This window comes from Serratia myotis (assembly GCF_027474885.1).
Taxonomy (GTDB): domain Bacteria; phylum Pseudomonadota; class Gammaproteobacteria; order Enterobacterales; family Enterobacteriaceae; genus Serratia; species Serratia proteamaculans.
The window spans coordinates 5,174,194-5,193,241 of sequence record NZ_CP099707.1; the positions used below are offsets into that span (position 1 = coordinate 5,174,194).

Genomic DNA, 19,048 nt, shown 5'->3' on the forward strand with positions numbered 1-19,048 from the left:
ATAGCAATTTAACTCCAAGCCAATGCTGAACCTTGTTGCAATACGTTTAACGTTGTCAGAAGTTAGGAGGGGGATTAATTACGAGCCATAAAATAATTAGCCTCACTCCGATCCCGGCAGGCGTCACGATGAAAAAAACGCCATCGGGCAGGCCTACGGCGGCGGGAACCGCGCTTTTCACTCTGGAATACTATGCTGATCCCATCAAAACTGAGCCGCCCGGTACGGCTGCAAAATACCGTGATCCGCGATCGCCTGTTGGCCAAATTGGCCAGCGCGGCCAACTATCGTCTGACATTGGTCAATTGCCCTGCGGGATACGGAAAAACGACGCTGGTCGCACAGTGGGCGGCCGGCAAATCAGACTTAGGCTGGTACTCGCTGGATGAGAGCGACAACCAGCCCGAGCGTTTCGCCAGCTATTTGATCGCCGCCTTGCAACTCGCCAGCGGCGGCCACTGCGTGAAGAGCGAAGCGCTGAGCCAAAAGCATCAGTACGCCAGCCTGTCGGCGCTGTTTGCCCAGTTGTTTATCGAACTGTCTGACTGGCACCAGCCGCTGTACCTGGTGATTGATGACTACCACCTGATCACCAATGATGTCATTCACGAAGCCATGCGCTTTTTCCTGCGTCACCAGCCGGAAAATCTGACGCTGATCCTGCTGTCCCGTACCCTGCCCCCGCTGGGTATCGCCAATTTACGCGTGCGCGACCAGTTACTGGAAATGGGCACGCAACAACTGGCGTTTACCCATCAGGAAGCCAAACAGTTCTTCGACTGCCGCCTGGTCGCACCAATGGAGCAACAAGACAGCAGCCGCCTGTGCGATGAGGTCGAAGGTTGGGCCACCGCGCTGCAGCTGATCGCCCTGTCTGCCCGGCAGTCTACCTCTTCCGCCCAACAGTCGGCCAAACGCCTGGCCGGGCTGAACGCCAGCCACCTGTCGGATTATCTGGTGGACGAAGTGCTGGATCACGTCGACGCCGAGGCACGTGCCTTCCTGCTGCGCTGTTCGGTACTGCGCTCCATGAACGATGCGCTGATCGTACGCCTGACCGGCGAAGACAATGGCCAGCAACGGCTGGAAGAGCTGGAGCGCCAGGGGTTGTTTATCCATCGCATGGACGACAGTGGCGAGTGGTTCTGCTTCCACCCGCTGTTCGCCACTTTCCTGCGTCAACGCTGCCAATGGGAGCTGGCCCTGGAACTGCCCGGCTTACACCGTGCCGCCGCCGAAGGCTGGCTGGCATTGGGTTACCCGGCAGAGGCGATTCACCACGCACTGGCGGCCAGTGACGTCAGCATGCTGCGAGATATCCTGCTGCAGCACGCCTGGTCACTGTTCCATCACAGCGAATTGGCCCTGCTGGAAGAGTGTCTGAATGCACTCCCCTATGAACGGCTGATTCAAAATCCCAAGCTGGCACTGCTGCAGGCCTGGCTGGCACAGAGTCAACACCGCTACAGCGAAGTGAACACCCTGCTGGAGCGGGCCGAACAGGCGATGCGCGAGCAAAAAATTGAGGTTGACCGCACCTTGCAGGCCGAATTTGACGCCCTGCGCGCCCAGGTGGCGATCAACGCCGGTAAACCGGAAGAAGCCGAGCGCCTGGCCACCGAAGCGCTGAAGTTCCTGCCACTTTCCAGCTATTACAGCCGTATTGTCGCCACTTCGGTGACCGGCGAAGTCCATCACTGCAAGGGCGAACTGGCCCGGGCGCTGCCGATGATGCAGCAAACCGAGCAAATGGCCCGGCGTCATCAGGCATACCACTATGCGCTGTGGGCGCTGTTGCAGCAGAGCGAAATTCTGATTGCACAGGGTTTCCTGCAGGCCGCCTACGAAACACAGGACAAAGCTTTTGAGTTGGTGCGTGAACAGCATCTGGAACAGTTGCCGATGCATGAGTTCCTGCTGCGCATCCGTTCGCAGATCCTGTGGTCATGGTCGCGGCTGGACGAAGCGGAAGATGCGGCCCGCGAGGGCCTGAAAATCCTGGCCAACTACCAGCCTCAGCAGCAGTTGCAATGCATCGCCATGCTGGCCAAATGTTCGCTGGCGCGTGGCGATTTGGATAACGCCAATGCGCACATGCAACGTTGCGAAGTGCTGTTGCACGGCACCCAGTACCACCGTGACTGGCTAACCAACGCCGATAAACCGCGGGTGATCCACTGGCAGATGACCGGTGATACCGCGGCGGCGGCCCAATGGTTGCGTCAGACCGAAAAACCCGGCATGGCGGACAACCACTTTATGCAGGGCCAGTGGCGCAACATTGCCCGGGTGCAAATCATGCTGGGCCAGTATGAAGAGGCCGGGGTGGTGTTGGACGAACTCAACGAAAACGCCCGCCGCCTGCGACTGGTCAGCGATCTGAACCGTAACCTGCTGCTCAGTAACCAACTTTACTGGCAGATGGAACGCAAAAGCGACGCGCAAAAGGTATTGATGGAGGCACTGTCACTGGCCAGCCGCACCGGATTTATCAGCCACTTTGTCATTGAAGGCGAAGCGATGGCGCAGCAGTTGCGCCAACTGATCCAGCTCAATACGCTGCCGGAGCTGGAAAACCACCGCGCCCAACGTATTCTGCGCGACATCAACCAACATCATCGGCATAAGTTCGCGCATTTTGACGAGAACTTCGTCGATAAGCTGTTAACGCACCCGCAGGTACCGGAACTGATCCGCACCAGCCCGCTGACACAGCGCGAATGGCAGGTGCTGGGGCTGATTTACTCCGGTTACAGCAACGACCAGATTGCCGGTGAACTGGCAGTGGCGGCCACCACCATCAAAACCCACATCCGCAACCTGTACCAGAAGCTGGGCGTCGCCCACCGACAGGAAGCGGTACAGCAGGCTCAGCAATTGCTGAAGATGATGGGCTACGGCGCTTAAAAGAGCACTTCAACAGCGAGTGGAAGAAGTGTTGAGGTAAAAGATGGCCGCAAAGCGGCCATCTGGCTTACTTGCTCTGGTGATAGATTGTTACCGAAATAACGTTGTCGGAGAGATTCCAACTTCCCTTTCCAGTCGACAACATCACACCAGATACAACGAGCACAACACAAAAGTATCGTTTCATTGTGCGGTCCATGCTCAAACCGCTTCACGTCAGCACCACCGGTGATACCACCGTGAAAAGCAAGCACCGAACCGTGCTTGCATTTACGGCTATTGGAATCCTTTCCCCAAAACCGATGCCCACTTGCTTAAGGTGGCGGAAAAGCCCACAAACACTATATGCCTTTTATGCTGGCCTGACACTTGACACTGCATGTTAAGCAGAACAAAATATGAACACCGGATCGTGCTTGCGCTACATCAGTATCAAACCTGCTGGAATGGCCGCTTACCGGACTAGCACAAAGAAACCGCCATCTCGGCGGTTTTTTTGTTTCTGTCCCTAAGAACATGGCTGTCAGCCCGCAGGATAAACTTTAAAAATGCAGTTTAAGGTATGAAGCCGATACGCCGCCTAAAAACCATAGTATTGCTCTGGTCTTAATTGCCTCGGAGTTGGTTACAATAGCGACATTACTAATTACGAGGCAGTCGGAAGTCATGGAACAGTTTGAAGCGATCAACGTTGAGCAGGCATACAGCCGTTGGAAAGACGGCAGTGCCGCCCTGGTCGATATCCGCGATCCACAGAGTTTTGAAGCCGGGCACACGCCGGGCGCTTTTCACCTTACCAACGCCAGCCTGCAAACTTTTATGCAGCAGAATGACTTTGAGCGACCGGTGATGGTGATGTGCTACCACGGCAACAGCAGCCGCAGCGCGGCGCAATACCTGCTGCATCAGGGGTTTGACGCGGTGTACAGCATCGACGGCGGCTTTGAGGCCTGGGCGCGTCAGTACCCGCAGGACGTTGAAACCTCCGTATAATCCTTTCCCGTCCCTGCGGCGGGTTCCTTTCTCGTGCCGTTAGTGAGTGTTTTTACTGGTTTTTCGCAGATCCTTTGCCTGCGCTCAGGATTTCGACGGTATAATCGGCCGTCAACGCCGTCGGGTCACCGGCGGCTAAAATCATTCACTTAGACGGAAGAGCAATGGTTAGAGTAATCGCCGTATCCAATCCCCGCCTGGCGCAGGCCTTTGTCGACTACATGACGACACAGGGCATTGAGCTTAAGGTGCACAATACCGGCGAGACGGCGGAAATCTGGCTGGCAGACGACCGTCATCTGGAGCAGGTGCAACACGAGCTGCAGCAGTTCCTGATCGACCCGCTCAACAGTCGCTATCGCGCCGCCAGCTGGCAGGCCGGTAATACCGACGCCGATCTGCACTACCAGGGCTTTTCCTACCTGCAAACCCTGCGCAGCAAAGCCGGGCCGCTGACGCTGGGCGTGATGGTGCTGTGCATTGCGGTCTATATCCTGATGCAGGCGCTGGGCGACGACACGGTGATGTACTGGCTCTCCTGGCCGCAAAACAGCAGCCAGTACCTGCAGCTGTGGCGCTGGGTCAGCCACGCTTTCCTGCATTTCTCCCTGCTGCATATCACCTTTAACCTGCTGTGGTGGTGGTATCTCGGCGGCCCGCTGGAAAAACGCCTCGGCGCCGGCAAACTGTTCGTGCTGGCGGTGGTCTCGGCCTTCTTCAGCGGCTGGGCGCAGTCACTATTTAGCGGTGCCCTGTTCGGCGGCCTGTCAGGCGTGGTCTACGCGCTGATGGGTTACTGCTGGCTCAGCGGTGAAAGAGCGCCGGAACGCGGCCTGATGCTGCCGCGCGGCCTGATGGTGTTTTCAGTTCTGTGGCTGGTAGCGGGATATTTCGATATTTTAGGAATGTCGATCGCTAACGCGGCACACGTGGCCGGTTTAGTGTTAGGGTTATTGATGGCATTTTGGGACACGCGTCATCGCGCGCACAACGAACAATAACAGCCAGGTACAAGCCAGGCGTTTTATAACCGTCATACTTCAAGCTGCATCTTTGTTGGTTGCGTCCATTCACCCCAGTCACATAGTTCGCTATGCTCCTGGGGATTCACGGACTTACCGCCGCGATACGGCTCGAATTATTTAGGGTATAGGGGATTACCGTGAAGCAAACACAGCGTCATGACGCTATTATCGAGCTGGTGCGCCTGCAGGGTTATGTCAGTACGGAAGAACTGGTCGAACATTTTGACGTTAGTCCGCAAACGATTCGCCGTGATTTGAATGACCTGGCCGATCAGAACAAAATCCAACGCCACCATGGTGGGGCAGCCTTGCCTTCCAGTTCGGTCAACGCCGCATACAACGATCGTAAAGTGATGTGGTCGGAACAGAAAGCGCGTATCGCCCAACGTGTCGCCAGCCAGATCCCGGACGGGGCCACGCTGTTTATCGATATCGGTACCACACCGGAAGCGGTAGCCCATGCGCTGATGAACCACAAGAACCTGCGCGTGGTGACCAATAACCTGAACGTCGCCACCCTGCTGACCGCCAAAGAAGACTTTCGTCTGATCCTGGCCGGCGGTGAAGTCCGCACCCGCGATGGCGGTATCATGGGTGAGGCCACACTGGACTTTATCTCCCAGTTCCGCCTCGATTACGGCATTCTGGGCATCAGCGGCATCGATATGGATGGTTCGCTGCTCGAATTCGACTATCACGAAGTGCGCACCAAACGCGCAATTATCGAAAACTCACGCTGTGTGATGCTGGTTACCGACCATTCCAAATTCGGCCGCAACGCGATGGTAAACCTCGGTAATATGAACCTGATCGATTACCTGTTTACCGACCAACTGCCGCCACCGAGCGTGATGAAAATCATCGAACAATACGACGTACAGCTCGAGCTTTGCTAAGTCTTTCCCACCGCTGTTAAACCCAATGGCGCCGCCCATTGCGCCCTTCATGCCTGCCATTTTATCATGGGGTTCAGCCTGCTGAACCCCGCAATTCCTGACGCCAATATCCCTTCTCTTTGTATAACTACTATCATCAAACTGTTACCTCTATCACGCCTAAATGTTTTTGTTTGGTTAAGTCTTGGCTTGTTTGTTGGTTTTTGATTACAATCATGAGCGAAAACGAACATGAAAGAGCTATTTCGAACATCTGGAGGAAGTTGACGTGGAAACCAAAGACTTGATCGTTATCGGTGGCGGCATCAACGGTGCCGGCATCGCGGCCGATGCTGCCGGGCGCGGGCTGTCCGTTCTGCTACTGGAAGCGCAAGACTTGGCCTGTGCTACGTCTTCCGCCAGTTCCAAACTGATCCACGGTGGCCTGCGCTACCTGGAACACTACGAATTCCGTCTGGTGAGCGAAGCGCTGGCCGAACGTGAAGTGCTGCTGAGACTGGCACCACACATTGCCTTCCCTATGCGCTTCCGCCTGCCGCATCAGCCGCACCTGCGCCCGGCCTGGATGATCCGTATCGGCCTGTTCCTGTACGATCACCTGGGCAAACGCACCAGCCTGCCTGGCAGCAAGGGCTTGCGCTTTGGACCAGAATCGGTGCTGAAGCCTGAGTTAAAGCGCGGTTTCGAATATTCTGACTGCTGGGTCGACGATGCTCGCCTGGTGGTACTGAACGCTCAGGAAGTAGAGAAACGCGGTGGCGAAGTGCGCACCCGCACCAAAGTGACCCGCGCATGGCGTGAAAACGGCCTGTGGATGGTGGAAGCGGTCGACGTCGACAGCGGCAAAACCTTTACCTGGCGCGCCAAGGGCCTGGTGAACGCTACTGGCCCGTGGGTGAAACATTTCTTCGACGACGGCCTGAAGCTGAAATCTCCTTATGGTATTCGCCTGATCAAGGGCAGCCACATCGTGGTGCCGCGAGCACACGATCAGCCGCAATCCTATATTCTGCAGAACGAAGATCACCGTATCGTCTTCGTGATCCCATGGAATGACGAATTCTCGATCATCGGCACCACCGACGTGGAGTATCACGGCGATCCGAAAGACGTGAAGATCGACGATAACGAAATCAACTACCTGCTGAAAGTGTATAACGATCACTTCAAGAAGCAGTTGGGCCGCGACGATATCGTCTGGACTTACTCTGGTGTGCGTCCGCTGTGCGACGATGAGTCAGACTCACCGCAGGCGGTAACCCGTGACTACACGCTGGACGTGCATGACGAACAGGGCAAAGCGCCGCTGCTGTCAGTGTTCGGCGGCAAGCTGACCACCTACCGCAAGCTGGCTGAGCATGCGATGGAAAAACTGGCGCACTACTACCCTGGCTGCGGCCCGGCGTGGACCAAAAACGGTTCGCTGCCAGGTGGCGACATCGGTGGCGATCGCGACAGCTACGCCGCAAAACTGCGCCGTGAGCACAGTTGGTTGCCGGAGTCCCTGGCACGCCGCTTTGCACGCACCTACGGCAGCCACAGCGAGCTGATCCTGGCCAATGCCAATAGCCTCAGCGACCTGGGCGAAGATTTCGGTCATGGCCTGCATGAAGCCGAGTTGCGCTACCTGATCGACAAAGAGTGGGTAGTGGAGTTGGATGACGCGATTTGGCGCCGTACCAAGCTGGGCATGTGGTTGGACGAAGCGCAGCAGGCACGGGTGAAAACCTGGCTGGCAGAACACGTGAAAGCGAAGACCTTGTCTCTGGCATCGTAACTCGCCAAACGTAAAAAGGGCCGGATATCCGGCCCTTAACCTGATGACAAACACCCGAAAAACGTGGTTTTCGGATGTTTGGGGTAAACCTAGAAGACAGAATCCTTTGTTTTTATTAGCCCTGCATCGGGGCTTTTAACTACAGAGAACTTTGTTAACAACCTGAGGGCCGGATATCCGGCCCTTTTGCATTTACAGCTTGATAGGTTTGATGTGCCAGATTTCGTCCGCATACTCCTGAATGGTGCGGTCGGAAGAGAAGTACCCCATGTTGGCGATATTCAATATTGCCCGCCGCGTCCAGTCATCCTGATTACGGTACACCTCATCCACCTTGTCCTGCGTATCCACATAGCTGCGGTAATCCGCCAGCAGTTGGTAGTGATCGCCCAGGTTAACCAGTGAATCAAACAGGTTGCTGTAGCGTTTTGGCTCCTCAGGACTGAAAACCCCGGTGGCGATCTGGGTCAGCGCCTGATGCAACTCGGGATCCTGCTCATAGTAAAGATGCGGGTTGTAACCGTTGCGTCGCAGCTCTTCTACCTGCTCGGCGGTATTACCGAAGATAAAGATGTTCTCCTCCCCCACGTGCTCCAGCATCTCGACGTTGGCACCGTCCAGCGTGCCGATGGTCAGCGCACCGTTAAGAGCAAACTTCATGTTACTGGTGCCGGACGCCTCGGTGCCCGCCAGTGAGATCTGCTCGGAAAGATCCGCCGCCGGAATGATCATCTGCGCCAGACTGACACCGTAGTTCGGGATAAACACCACTTTCAGTTGCGTATGCACTCGCGGATCGTTGTTGATCACCTTGGCGACATCGTTGATCAAGCGGATGATCTGCTTGGCGGCGTAATAGGCCGAGGCCGCCTTGCCGGCAAAGATCACCACCCTTGGCACCCGCTCGGTTTCCGGATCCTGCAGCAGCCGGTTATACAGCGTGATCACGTGCAGTACGTTGAGCAACTGCCGTTTGTACTCGTGGATACGCTTGATCTGTACGTCGAACAGCGCGTCCGGGTTGACCACCACATTCAGCGTTTTGGCGATGTAGGTAGCCAGTCGCTCCTTGTTCTGCCGTTTGGCGGCCTGCACCGCCTGCAAGAAGCTCGGGTAATCGACATTGGCCTTGATCTCGCTCAGTTGACTGAGATCGGTGCGCCAGGTCTGTCCGATGCTGTCATCCAGCACGGCGGAGAGCGGCCGGTTAGCCAGCCCCAGCCAGCGGCGCGGCGTCACCCCGTTGGTTTTATTGCAGAAGCGATCGGGGTAAATATGGGCGAAATCGGCAAACAGCGATTGCACCATCAGCTCGGAATGCAGCGCGGAAACGCCATTAACCTTGTGGCTGGCTACCACTGCCAGCCAGGCCATGCGCACCCGACGGCCATTGGTTTCATCAATGATCGACACTCGCGCCAGCAGATCGTTATCGCCCGGCGCGACCTCTTGTACGTGCTTGAGGAAGTGATCGTTGATCTCGAAAATCAGCTGCAGGTGACGCGGCAGGATCCGACCGATCATATCCAGCGGCCAGGTTTCCAACGCTTCGCTCATCAGCGTGTGGTTGGTGTAGGAGAACACCTGTTCCACCACCGCCCAGGCATCCAGCCAGCTGAATTTATGCTCGTCGATTAAGCGGTGCATCAGTTCCGGGATCGACAGCACCGGGTGGGTGTCATTCAGGTGAATGGCAATCTTGTCCACCAGGTTGTCGAAGGTCTTATGCATCGTCCAGTGGCGGTTGAGGATATCCTGCACCGTGGCCGACACCAGGAAATACTCCTGCCGCAGGCGAAGTTCGCGCCCGGAAGAGGTTGAGTCATCCGGGTACAGCACGCGCGAAACGTTTTCAGAGTGGTTTTTATCCTCAACGGCCGCAAAGTAATCGCCTTGGTTGAATTTGCCCAGGTTGATCTCATTACTGGCCTGGGCGCTCCACAACCGCAGCGTGTTGGTGGCGTCGGTATCAAAACCAGGGATCACCTGATCGTAAGCGGTGGCAATGATCTCTTCGGTTTCTACCCAGCGCGCCTTGGCGCCTTCCTGTTGGATACGTCCGCCAAAACGCACCTTATAACGGGTGTTGTGGCGCGGGAACTCCCACGGGTTGCCATATTCCAGCCAGTAGTCTGGTGACTCCATCTGCTGACCGTTGACGATATTTTGTTTGAACATGCCGTATTCGTAGCGAATGCCGTAGCCACGTCCCGGCAGCGCCAGCGTCGCCAGCGAATCAAGGAAACAGGCGGCCAGTCGCCCCAGGCCGCCGTTACCCAACCCTGGATCGTTCTCTTCCTCCAGCAACTCAGCCAGGTTCATGCCCATCTCATTCAACGCGTCGTCGATATCCTGATAAATACCCATCGACAGTAAGGCGTTGGACAGCGTACGACCGATCAGGAACTCCATCGACAGGTAATATACCTGGCGCACATCCTGTGAAAGTTGCGCACGGTTAGAACGCAGCCAGCGCTCCACCATACGGTCGCGTACCGCAAACAGCACGGCGTTCAGCCAGTCATGCTCGGTAGCGATAGCCGGGTCCTTGCCGACAATAAACATCAATTTATAGGCGATGGAGTGTTTCAGCGCTTCAACACTGACCGTGGGTGAGGTGTAACTAATCGGTAACGTCATAGTTTTTCGATCCCAAGTGCGTGATTGCCCGTCGCCTTTCAAGCCGCAGCCTTGTTACCTGCAGCTTGAAATTCATAGGGCATAACAATAGTTACGATAAGCGTTGATAAAGCGACAGATATTCCTGTGCCGCGACTTGCCAGCCAAAATCCACGTTCATGGCGTGGCGCTGGACGTGACGCCAATGCTTAGGTCTGCTCCACAGCACCATGGCACGCCGGATGGCGTTACTCAGTGCGGCGGCGTCACAATCATCAAAGACAAATCCGCTGGCGCTGCCGTCGGCCAGATTCTCCAGCGCGCAGTCCACCACCGTGTCCGCCAACCCACCGGTGCGGCGTACCAGCGGCAGCGTGCCGTATTTCAGGCCATAAAGTTGGGTCAGCCCGCAGGGTTCAAAGCGGCTCGGTACCATAATCACATCCGCCCCGCCGATAATGCGGTGGGAGAAAGCCTCGTGGTAACCAATCTGCACGCCAACCTGTTCCGGATAGTCGGCAGCCGCGGCCAGAAACGCCTGCTGTAGCACCGCATCGCCGGCCCCTAGCAGCGCCAGTTGGCCGCCCTGCTCCAGCAGCGCCGGCAGCGCTTCCAGCACCAAATCCAGACCTTTCTGGTGGGTCAGACGGCTGACTACCGCAAACACCGGCAGCGACTCATCGACCTTCAGCCCCATGGCTTTTTGCAGGTGCAGCTTGTTCTTGGCCTTGCTCTTCAGATCGTCCGCGTCATAACGGGCGGTCAGGCGCGGATCGTGGGACGGATCCCAAATTTTGTCATCCACCCCGTTAAGAATGCCGCTCAACCGCCCCTGTCGCTGGCGTTCCTGCAATAGCCCTTCCATGCCGTAGCCAAACTCCGGCCGGGTGATCTCACGCGCATAGGTCGGGCTGACGGCGGTGATATGGTCGGCGTAGAACAAACCGGCTTTCAGGAATGACATCTGACCGTGAAACTCCAGGCCATAAATGTTGTAGAACGACGGCGGCAACCACAGTTCCGCCACGTGATGGGGGGAGAACAATCCCTGATAGGCCAGATTATGCACGGTAAAAATGGATCGTGCCGGATGACCATTGGCCGCCAGATAGGCGCAGGCCAGCCCGGCATGCCAGTCATGGGCGTGCACCACCTGCGGTCGCCAGTAGCGATCCAGCCCCTTGGCCAGCTCACAGGCCATCCAGCCCAGCAGGGCAAAGCGTCGGTGGTTATCGGAATAGGCATTCATCGACTGGTCGTGGTACGGGCTACCCGGTCGATCGTACAACCAGGGGGCGTCGATCAGGTAGATGCCCACGCCGTGATAGGTACCGTAGCGCAGACCCACCCGGCCGGCGAACGAATCGATTTCCGCCACCAGCACAGAGTCCGGTATGCCGTTGCGCACGTCAGGAAAAGCGGGCAATAGCACCCGAACATCGCCGCCTTCGGCGATCTGAGCTGCCGGTAATGCGCCAACCACGTCTGCGAGCCCCCCGGTTTTCAGCAGGGGGAACATTTCAGAACATACGTGTAAAACCTGCATTATCACTCCTGAGAATCGGCAAATTAACTCTGGAAAAGCAGGCTTGCCGCTGTTGTTAATCCCGCGTTGTGCAAGCCATCAGTCAGTCCGTTTATATGGCGGCAGGCTATCTTTCTGCCGGATACCTTAACTCACAACTTTGACAACATTTCGCGCGTGACCAACACAATGCCGCCTTCCGAACGATAAAAGCGTTTGCTGTCCTCATCGGCGTTTTCGCCAATCACCATGCCCTCGGGGATATGGCAGGCGCGGTCGATGATGCAGCGTCGCAGGCGGCAGGAGCGGCCGACGTTAACGTCCGGCAGCAATACAGTAGAGTCGATGGTACAGAACGAGTTCACCCGTACCCTTGGGAACAGCACCGAATGCACCACTACCGAACCGGAGACAATACAGCCGCCGGACACCAACGAGTTCATGGTCATGCCGTGGCTGCCGGAGCGGTCCTGTACGAACTTGGCCGGCGGCAGCGGCTCCATATGGGTACGGATCGGCCAGGCGCGGTCATACATATCCAGCTCCGGCGTCACCGAAGCCAGATCGAGGTTGGCACGCCAGTAAGCTTCCAGCGTCCCCACGTCGCGCCAATACGGCGGCAGCTCGGGGTTGGAGGTCACACAGGACAGCGTGAACGGATGCGCCCAGGCCGCTTTCTGCGCGGTGATTTTCGGGATCAGATCCTTGCCGAAGTCATGAGTTGAACCCGGCGTCGACATGTCCTCTTCCAATAGTTTGAACAGGTAGTCGGCGTTAAAGATGTAGATCCCCATGCTGGCCAGCGACATCTCCGGGTTGCCCGGCATCGGCGGTGGATTGCTGGGTTTTTCCAGGAACTCAAGGATCAGATCGTTCTCGTCCACTTCCATCACGCCAAACTCGCTGGCCTCATCACGCGCTACCGGCAAGCAGGCAACGGTACACTGCGCCCCCTTTTCCACGTGGTCGATCAGCATGCGCGAGTAATCCATCTTGTAGATATGATCGCCCGCCAGGATCACTACGTATTCGGCCTCATAGCGGCGAATGATGTCCAGGTTCTGGTACACCGCATCCGCCGTGCCCTTGTACCAGTGTTCGGTACTGAGGCGTTGCTGGGCCGGCAGCAGATCGACAAATTCGTTCATCTCTTCGTTGAGGAACGACCAGCCACGCTGAATATGCTGCACCAGGGTATGAGACTGATATTGGGTGATCACACCGATACGGCGGATCCCCGAGTTCAGACAGTTCGACAGGGCAAAATCAATGATGCGGAATTTACCGCCAAAGTGGACGGCCGGCTTGGCACGGGTTGAGGTTAAATCTTTCAAACGCGAACCGCGGCCACCGGCCAAAATCAGGGCGACGGACTTAATCGGCAGTTGGCGTGCCAACATCAGGGGGTCTTTATTTTCAAACCTAACCATAGCTGACTCCTTTTATTTTTTCTTTACCAGCACGCAAATCGAGTGCGCAGCCTGGTTCCAGGCGGGTAAAACCGCCCGCGAATCTTCCTGAGTAAAGGGGGCGACAAGCTGCCAATCGCCGGTGGGCAACGTCATCTCCACCGCCTGCTGCGTGGCATTCACCACCACCAGCCAGCGTTGCGACAGGAGGATCTGCAATTGCAGTGCACCCTGCTCCCACTGTTGCGCACTGGGGGGTTGCCCCTGCACGTTCAGCCACTGCACGTTACCGTCGCCCTCCAGCCACCAGCGGTCATGCTGCAGGGCGGGAATTTGTTGGCGCAGGTGGATCAGTGCGGCGGTGTAAGCGGTGAGTGAGTCATCCGCCGTGGCCCAATCGAGCCAGGTGATAGCGTTGTCCTGACAATAGGCATTGTTGTTGCCCTGCTGGCTGTGTCCATGCTCATCGCCGGCCAGCAGCATCGGCGTACCCTGGGACAGCAACAGCGTAGCAAGCAGCACCTGCCGGCTGGCCCTACGGCGTTGCACAATGGCGTCGTCGGCAATCGGGCCTTCAACACCGTGGTTATTGCTAAAGTTACGGTCGCTGCCGTCACGGTTACCTTCACCGTTCAGTTGGTTGTGCTTGCGGTTAAAACTGACCAGATCCTGCAGGGTAAAGCCGTCATGAGCAGTCAGCATATTGATGCTGGCGTACGGCGCACGCCCGCGTTGGTTGAACAGGTCGCTGGAGGCGGCAAAACGTTGGGCGAACTGTCCCAGCGAGATATCGCCCTGCAGCCAGAAGCGGCGCATATCGTCCCGGTAATGGTCGTTCCACTCGGCAAAACGACCGGGAAACTCCCCCACCTGATAGCCACCGGGGCCAATATCCCAGGGTTCGGCGATCAGCTTGCAGCGTGACAGCAGGTCGTCTGCCAGCATCGCCTGGAACAGCGGCGCGTCACGATCGAACGCCGGCGTGCGACCGAGCACGCTGCCCAGATCAAAGCGGAAGCCGTCTACATGACATTCCCCCACCCAGAAACGCAGGCAATCCATCACCCAGGCCACGCCCGGTGGCTGATCCAACCGCAGCGTGTTGCCGCAGCCGGTATCGTTCACGTAGCTACCCTCGGGCGTGAGCCAGTAATAACCCGGGTTATCGATCCCTCGCAGCGACAACGTCGGCCCGTCCATGTCCAGTTCGGCGCTGTGGTTGAACACTACGTCGAGGATCACTTCAATCCCGGCCTTATGCAGTGCCTTCACCGCATCGCGGAATTCACGCAACGGCGTCATGTCGGTGCGCAGGCTGGAGTAGCGGTTATCCGGCGCATAATGCGCCAGCACGTTATAGCCCCAGTAGTTAATCAACCCCAGGCGCTGCAAGCGCGGCTCGGAGCTGTGTTGCTGCACCGGCAGCAGTTCCAGCGCGGTAATGCCAAGACGTTTGAAGTAGGCGATCATCACCGGATGACCCAGCGCGGCGAAACTGCCACGCAGCACCTGCGGGATATCCGGGTGTTGCAGGGTCAGGCCGCGCACATGCGCTTCGTAGATCACCGTTTTGCCCCACGGCGTCGCCGGTGGGCAATCATCCTGCCAGTCATAGGCTTCGTCGATCACCACGCACTTGGGCATCAGCTCCGCGCTGTCTTGCGTGTCCGGTTGGTCATAACCGCCATGCAAATAGGGATCATCGGCCACCGGCCCCTCAACCGCACGTGCGGCGGGATCCAGCAGCAGCTTATTGGGGTTAAAACGCAGCCCCTGCGCAGGATCAAACGGGCCATGCACCCGGAAACCATAACGCTGGCCCGGTTTACCGCCCGGCAGATAACCGTGCCAAACATCACCGCTGCGCGCCGCCAGCGGTAGACGCTCTTCGCGCTGTTGTTCGTCAAACAGGCACAGCTCCACCCCGGTAGCATGGGCGGAATACAGGCTAAAGTTGATGCCGTTACCGTCATAATGCGCCCCGAGAGGCGCGGCGATGCCGGACGTCAGCTCAGTCATTGCACCTCCCGCAGCAGGTAGATGGTCGCCAGCGGCGGTACGGTGACGCTAATCGAATGCTCGCGGCCGTGGTTGCCTATCTGCTCGGACACCACGCGGCCCTGGTTACCGGTATTGCTGCCGTGATAGTGGTGCGAGTCGGTATTGAGAATTTCCCGGTACTCGCCGGGGCGGGAAATACCGATGCGATAGTGGTGGCGCGGCACCGGGGTAAAGTTGCTGACGGCAATCAGCTCATTGCCGTGCGCATCATAGCGGGCAAAGGCAAACACCGAGTTGTCGTGGTCGTCCACCACCAGCCACTCAAAACCGTCCGGGCGATAGTCACGCTCATACAACGGTGCCTGCTGCTGATAGCAATGGTTAAGATCGCGCACCAGTCGCTGCACGCCGTGGTGCCAGTTATCCAGCCCTTCCAGCAGATGCCAGTCGAGGCTACTGTCGAAGTTCCATTCGCGCCCCTGGGCGAACTCGCAACCCATAAACAGCAGCTTCTTGCCTGGGTGCGCCCACATAAAACCGTAGTAGGCACGCAGATTGGCGAACTTCTGCCAGGCATCGCCAGGCATGCGGTCGAGAATCGATTTCTTGCCGTGCACCACTTCGTCATGGGAAATCGGCAGCACGAAGTTCTCGGTGTAGGCGTACAGCATGCCGAAGGTCATCTGATTGTGATGATACTTGCGGTGCACCGGGTCGCATTGCATGTAGTTGAGCGTGTCGTGCATCCAGCCCAGATTCCATTTGTAGTGGAACCCCAGGCCATTGGACTCCGGTGGCAGCGTCACCCCCGGGTAATCGGTGGATTCTTCCGCCAACGTCACCGCACCGGGCCGCTCTTTGCCGACGCTGTGGTTGGTGTAACGCAGGAAGGCAATGGCCTCCAGATTCTCGTTGCCGCCGTAGTAATTCGGCACCCATTCACCGTCGGCACGGCTGTAGTCGCGGTAAATCATCGAGGCCACCGCATCGACACGCAGCGCGTCGATGCCATAGCGTTCCAGCCAGTAAAGGGCGTTGCCCGCCAGATAGTTACGCACCTCATGGCGGCCATAGTTGTAGATCAGGGTATTCCAGTCCTGATGGAAGCCTTCACGCGGGTCGGCGTATTCATACAACGCAGTGCCGTCGAAATTCGCCAGACCATAGGCATCGCTGGGGAAATGCCCAGGCACCCAGTCCAGGATCACGTTGATGCCAGCCCGGTGCGCCGCCGCGACAAAATCTTTGAAGTCGGCCGGGGTGCCGAAGCGCCGGGTCGGGGCGTACAGTCCTAACGGCTGATAACCCCAGCTTCCGTCAAACGGATGCTCGTTAATCGGCAGCAGCTCGATATGGGTGAAGCCCATGTCTTTCACGTAGCCAATTAACTGTTCCGCCAGTTCGCCATAGCTGAGCCAGAAATTATCGTCGGTGTGGCGTCGCCACGAACCAAGGTGCACCTCGTAAATCGACATCGGTCGGTCAAAATCATTGGCACGCTGACGTTCCGGGGTGTTTGCTACCACCTCTGGCAGCCGCGTTACCAGCGATGCCGTATCCGGCCGCATTTGCGCCTCGAAGGCGTAAGGATCGGCCTTCAACTGGGTATTGCCGTAGCAGTCGATAATTTCGTATTTGTACAATTGCCCGGCTTTCACCCCCGGCAGGAACAGCTCCCAAATCCCGTTTTCACGCCGCAGGCGCATCGGATGGCGGCGGCCGTCCCAGAAGTTGAACTCGCCCACCACCGAAACGCGTTGGGCATTCGGTGCCCAAACGGCAAAACTGACGCCTTCGACGTCATCCAGCGTGGTGAGGTGGGCGCCCAACCGCTCATACGGACGCAAATGGGTGCCTTCGGCCAACAGCCAACTGTCGATATCCTGCAGCAGGGTACCGAAACGGTAGGGATCTTCGACAGTCTGCTGACTATCTTGCCAGCGAACCTCAAATTGATAGCGGAACGGAGTTTTGCGACGGGGCACCGTCGCGCTGAAAAAACCGCGCGGATCATCGCAGTCAAGCTGCACCAGGCGGCGGCCGGTTTGCTGCTCCAGCAACCAGACTTCGCTGGCGTCAGGCAACAGCGCACGCACCTGCAGGCCGTTATCGGCCGCATGCATACCCAGCAGGGAAAAGGGGTCGGCAGAGTTGCCGGAGAAAAGCTGATCAATCACGTCACGATCGGGAAGTACAGGCATAGTCTTCTTCCTAAGATTAAGAGCATGATTTATAAGAGGCCGCGTAGCCCATCGCCTTTCAGGTTGCAGCTGAGTTGGCTGCACCTTGAGATCCACAGGACGTAACGCTTAATCCATAGCCGTTTTGGTTATCATGCAATTCATTCGGTATCTAAAGCGTGATTGCGGTCGGTTATTGATCAATTCTCACCTTCCCGGCCCGAATTCCGCTCTTTATGCTTATTTTTAGCGCTGGTGAAAATTTATCCGCCAGCCCTTTAAGCATAGCTAATGTCGGTTAAAAACATTGCCGCATTACCAAGGAAAATTCTTCATTAAGAAAACTGCCAGCCTGACAGCGTCTTTGCGCTGCTGCCCGCATGGAGGAGTGCTGATGACCTGTGCCCTTTCTCTGGTTGGCAGCCAGTTAGTCCATAACGCGCCGAAACGGGGAAAACGGAAGAAAATAAGGCTTTTGGGGGCTGAAAGAGCTCAGCCCCCGGGAAGTACGGTTCAGGTTTACAGCAGGATACGCAGCATGCGGCGCAGCGGCTCGGCCGCACCCCACAGCAACTGGTCACCTACGGTGAACGCAGACAGATATTCCGGCCCCATATTCAGCTTGCGTAGGCGACCGACCGGCGTATTCAGCGTCCCGGTAACCGCTGCCGGCGTCAGTTCACGCATGGTCAGCTCACGGTCGTTCGGGATCACCCGCACCCAGTCATTGTGGGTCGCCAGCATCTGTTCGATTTCCGGCAGTGGGACGTCTTTTTTCAACTTCAGGGTAAACGCCTGACTATGGCAGCGCAGCGCGCCGACGCGCACGCACAAGCCGTCGACCGGGATCACCAGGCCGCTGTTGAGGATTTTGTTGGTTTCCGCCTGGCCTTTCCACTCTTCACGGCTCTGGCCATTATCGAGCTGCTTGTCGATCCACGGGATCAGGCTGCCGGCCAATGGCACACCAAAGTTATCGGTCGGCAGTTTGCCGCTACGGGTGGCCGCAGTGACTTTACGTTCGATGTCCAGGATCGCCGAAGCCGGATCCTGCAGCTCTTTCGCCACGTCGGCGTGCAGCATGCCCATTTGGGTCAGCAGTTCACGCATGTGTCGTGCGCCGCCGCCGGAAGCCGCCTGATAGGTCGCCACAGACGCCCACTCCACCAGATCATTGGCAAACAGACCGCCCAACGACATCAGCATCAGGCTGACGGTGCAGTTGCCGCCGACAAAGGTCTTGATGCCTTTATCCAGGCCCTGCTGGATCAGCGCACGGTTGACCGGATCCAGGATGATAATCGCGTCATCCTGCATACGCAGAGAAGAAGCGGCGTCGATCCAGTACCCCTGCCAGCCGCTTTCACGCAGCTTCGGGTAAATTTCGTTGGTATAATCGCCGCCCTGGCAGGTAATAATAATATCGAGCGCGCTCAGTGCATCAACATCGTAGGCATCCTGCAGCGTGCCCTGCTGGCCGCCGAAGCTTGGCGCCGCTAAGCCGTGTTGCGAGGTGGAGAAAAAGACCGGGCGGATGGCGTCAAAATCGCGCTCTTCCGTCATGCGTTGCATGAGTACGGAGCCGACCATTCCGCGCCAACCGATGAAACCAACGTTTTTCATAATGACTGTCCTGCCTTGGAGGATGACTGCTATAAGTTGTGTGCAATATCTCCCCACCTTACAAAATGTCGGCGCAGGCGCAAAGTGAATTTA

11 protein-coding genes are annotated in these 19,048 nt (G+C 57.3%); 5 read left to right on the top strand and 6 right to left on the bottom strand.

What is annotated here, in order from left to right; translation table 11 throughout:
- Positions 1 to 192 precede the first annotated feature (192 nt).
- The 5 genes from malT to glpD all read left to right on the top strand — a co-directional run bounded on the left by malT (position 193) and on the right by glpD (position 7,598).
- Positions 193 to 2,907 carry an HTH-type transcriptional regulator MalT gene (gene malT / locus NHG65_RS24385; protein ID WP_099063489.1) on the top strand — a complete coding sequence of 905 codons (2,715 nt, stop codon included), beginning with the start codon at positions 193 to 195 and terminating at the stop codon, positions 2,905 to 2,907.
- A 666-nt stretch (positions 2,908 to 3,573) separates the two neighbouring features.
- Positions 3,574 to 3,900, top strand: a complete 327-nt coding sequence (glpE, locus tag NHG65_RS24390; protein ID WP_112349138.1) for a thiosulfate sulfurtransferase GlpE — start codon at positions 3,574 to 3,576, stop codon at positions 3,898 to 3,900.
- 164 nt (positions 3,901 to 4,064) lie between these two features.
- On the top strand, positions 4,065 to 4,901 hold the full coding sequence (gene glpG, locus NHG65_RS24395) for a rhomboid family intramembrane serine protease GlpG (protein ID WP_099063487.1): 837 nt from the start codon (positions 4,065 to 4,067) through the stop codon (positions 4,899 to 4,901).
- A gap of 161 nt (positions 4,902 to 5,062) precedes the next feature.
- On the top strand, positions 5,063 to 5,821 hold the full coding sequence (locus tag NHG65_RS24400) for a DeoR/GlpR family transcriptional regulator (RefSeq protein WP_020837378.1): 759 nt from the start codon (positions 5,063 to 5,065) through the stop codon (positions 5,819 to 5,821).
- Positions 5,822 to 6,089: 268 nt separating this feature from the next.
- A complete protein-coding gene (gene glpD, locus NHG65_RS24405; protein ID WP_099063486.1) occupies positions 6,090 to 7,598 on the top strand; it encodes a glycerol-3-phosphate dehydrogenase in 1,509 nt (502 codons plus the stop codon).
- Positions 7,599 to 7,790: 192 nt separating this feature from the next.
- On the opposite strand, the gene glgP is transcribed toward glpD, so the two are convergent.
- From glgP to asd, 6 genes are all read right to left on the bottom strand, one after another.
- Positions 7,791 to 10,238 carry a glycogen phosphorylase gene (gene glgP, locus NHG65_RS24410; protein WP_112349140.1) on the bottom strand — a complete coding sequence of 816 codons (2,448 nt, stop codon included), beginning with the start codon at positions 10,236 to 10,238 and terminating at the stop codon, positions 7,791 to 7,793.
- 91 nt (positions 10,239 to 10,329) lie between these two features.
- A complete protein-coding gene (gene glgA, locus NHG65_RS24415) occupies positions 10,330 to 11,763 on the bottom strand; it encodes a glycogen synthase GlgA (protein ID WP_499182760.1) in 1,434 nt (477 codons plus the stop codon).
- Positions 11,764 to 11,894: 131 nt separating this feature from the next.
- The gene (gene glgC, locus NHG65_RS24420) at positions 11,895 to 13,172 is read right to left on the bottom strand and encodes a glucose-1-phosphate adenylyltransferase (RefSeq protein WP_099063483.1); all 1,278 of its coding nucleotides are present in this window, start codon (positions 13,170 to 13,172) and stop codon (positions 11,895 to 11,897) included.
- A gap of 12 nt (positions 13,173 to 13,184) precedes the next feature.
- Complete coding sequence (gene glgX, locus NHG65_RS24425) at positions 13,185 to 15,170, bottom strand: glycogen debranching protein GlgX (RefSeq protein WP_499182761.1); 1,986 nt, start codon at positions 15,168 to 15,170, stop codon at positions 13,185 to 13,187.
- Positions 15,167 to 17,353: a 1,4-alpha-glucan branching protein GlgB gene (gene glgB, locus NHG65_RS24430; RefSeq protein WP_499182762.1), complete on the bottom strand. Its 2,187-nt coding sequence runs from the start codon at positions 17,351 to 17,353 to the stop codon at positions 15,167 to 15,169. Before glgB ends, glgX begins: the two co-directional genes overlap by 4 nt.
- Before the next feature lie 498 nt (positions 17,354 to 17,851).
- Positions 17,852 to 18,955 (bottom strand): aspartate-semialdehyde dehydrogenase, encoded by a 1,104-nt coding sequence (gene asd / locus NHG65_RS24435; RefSeq protein WP_099063480.1) that lies wholly within the window; start codon positions 18,953 to 18,955, stop codon positions 17,852 to 17,854.
- Positions 18,956 to 19,048: the final 93 nt, after the last annotated feature.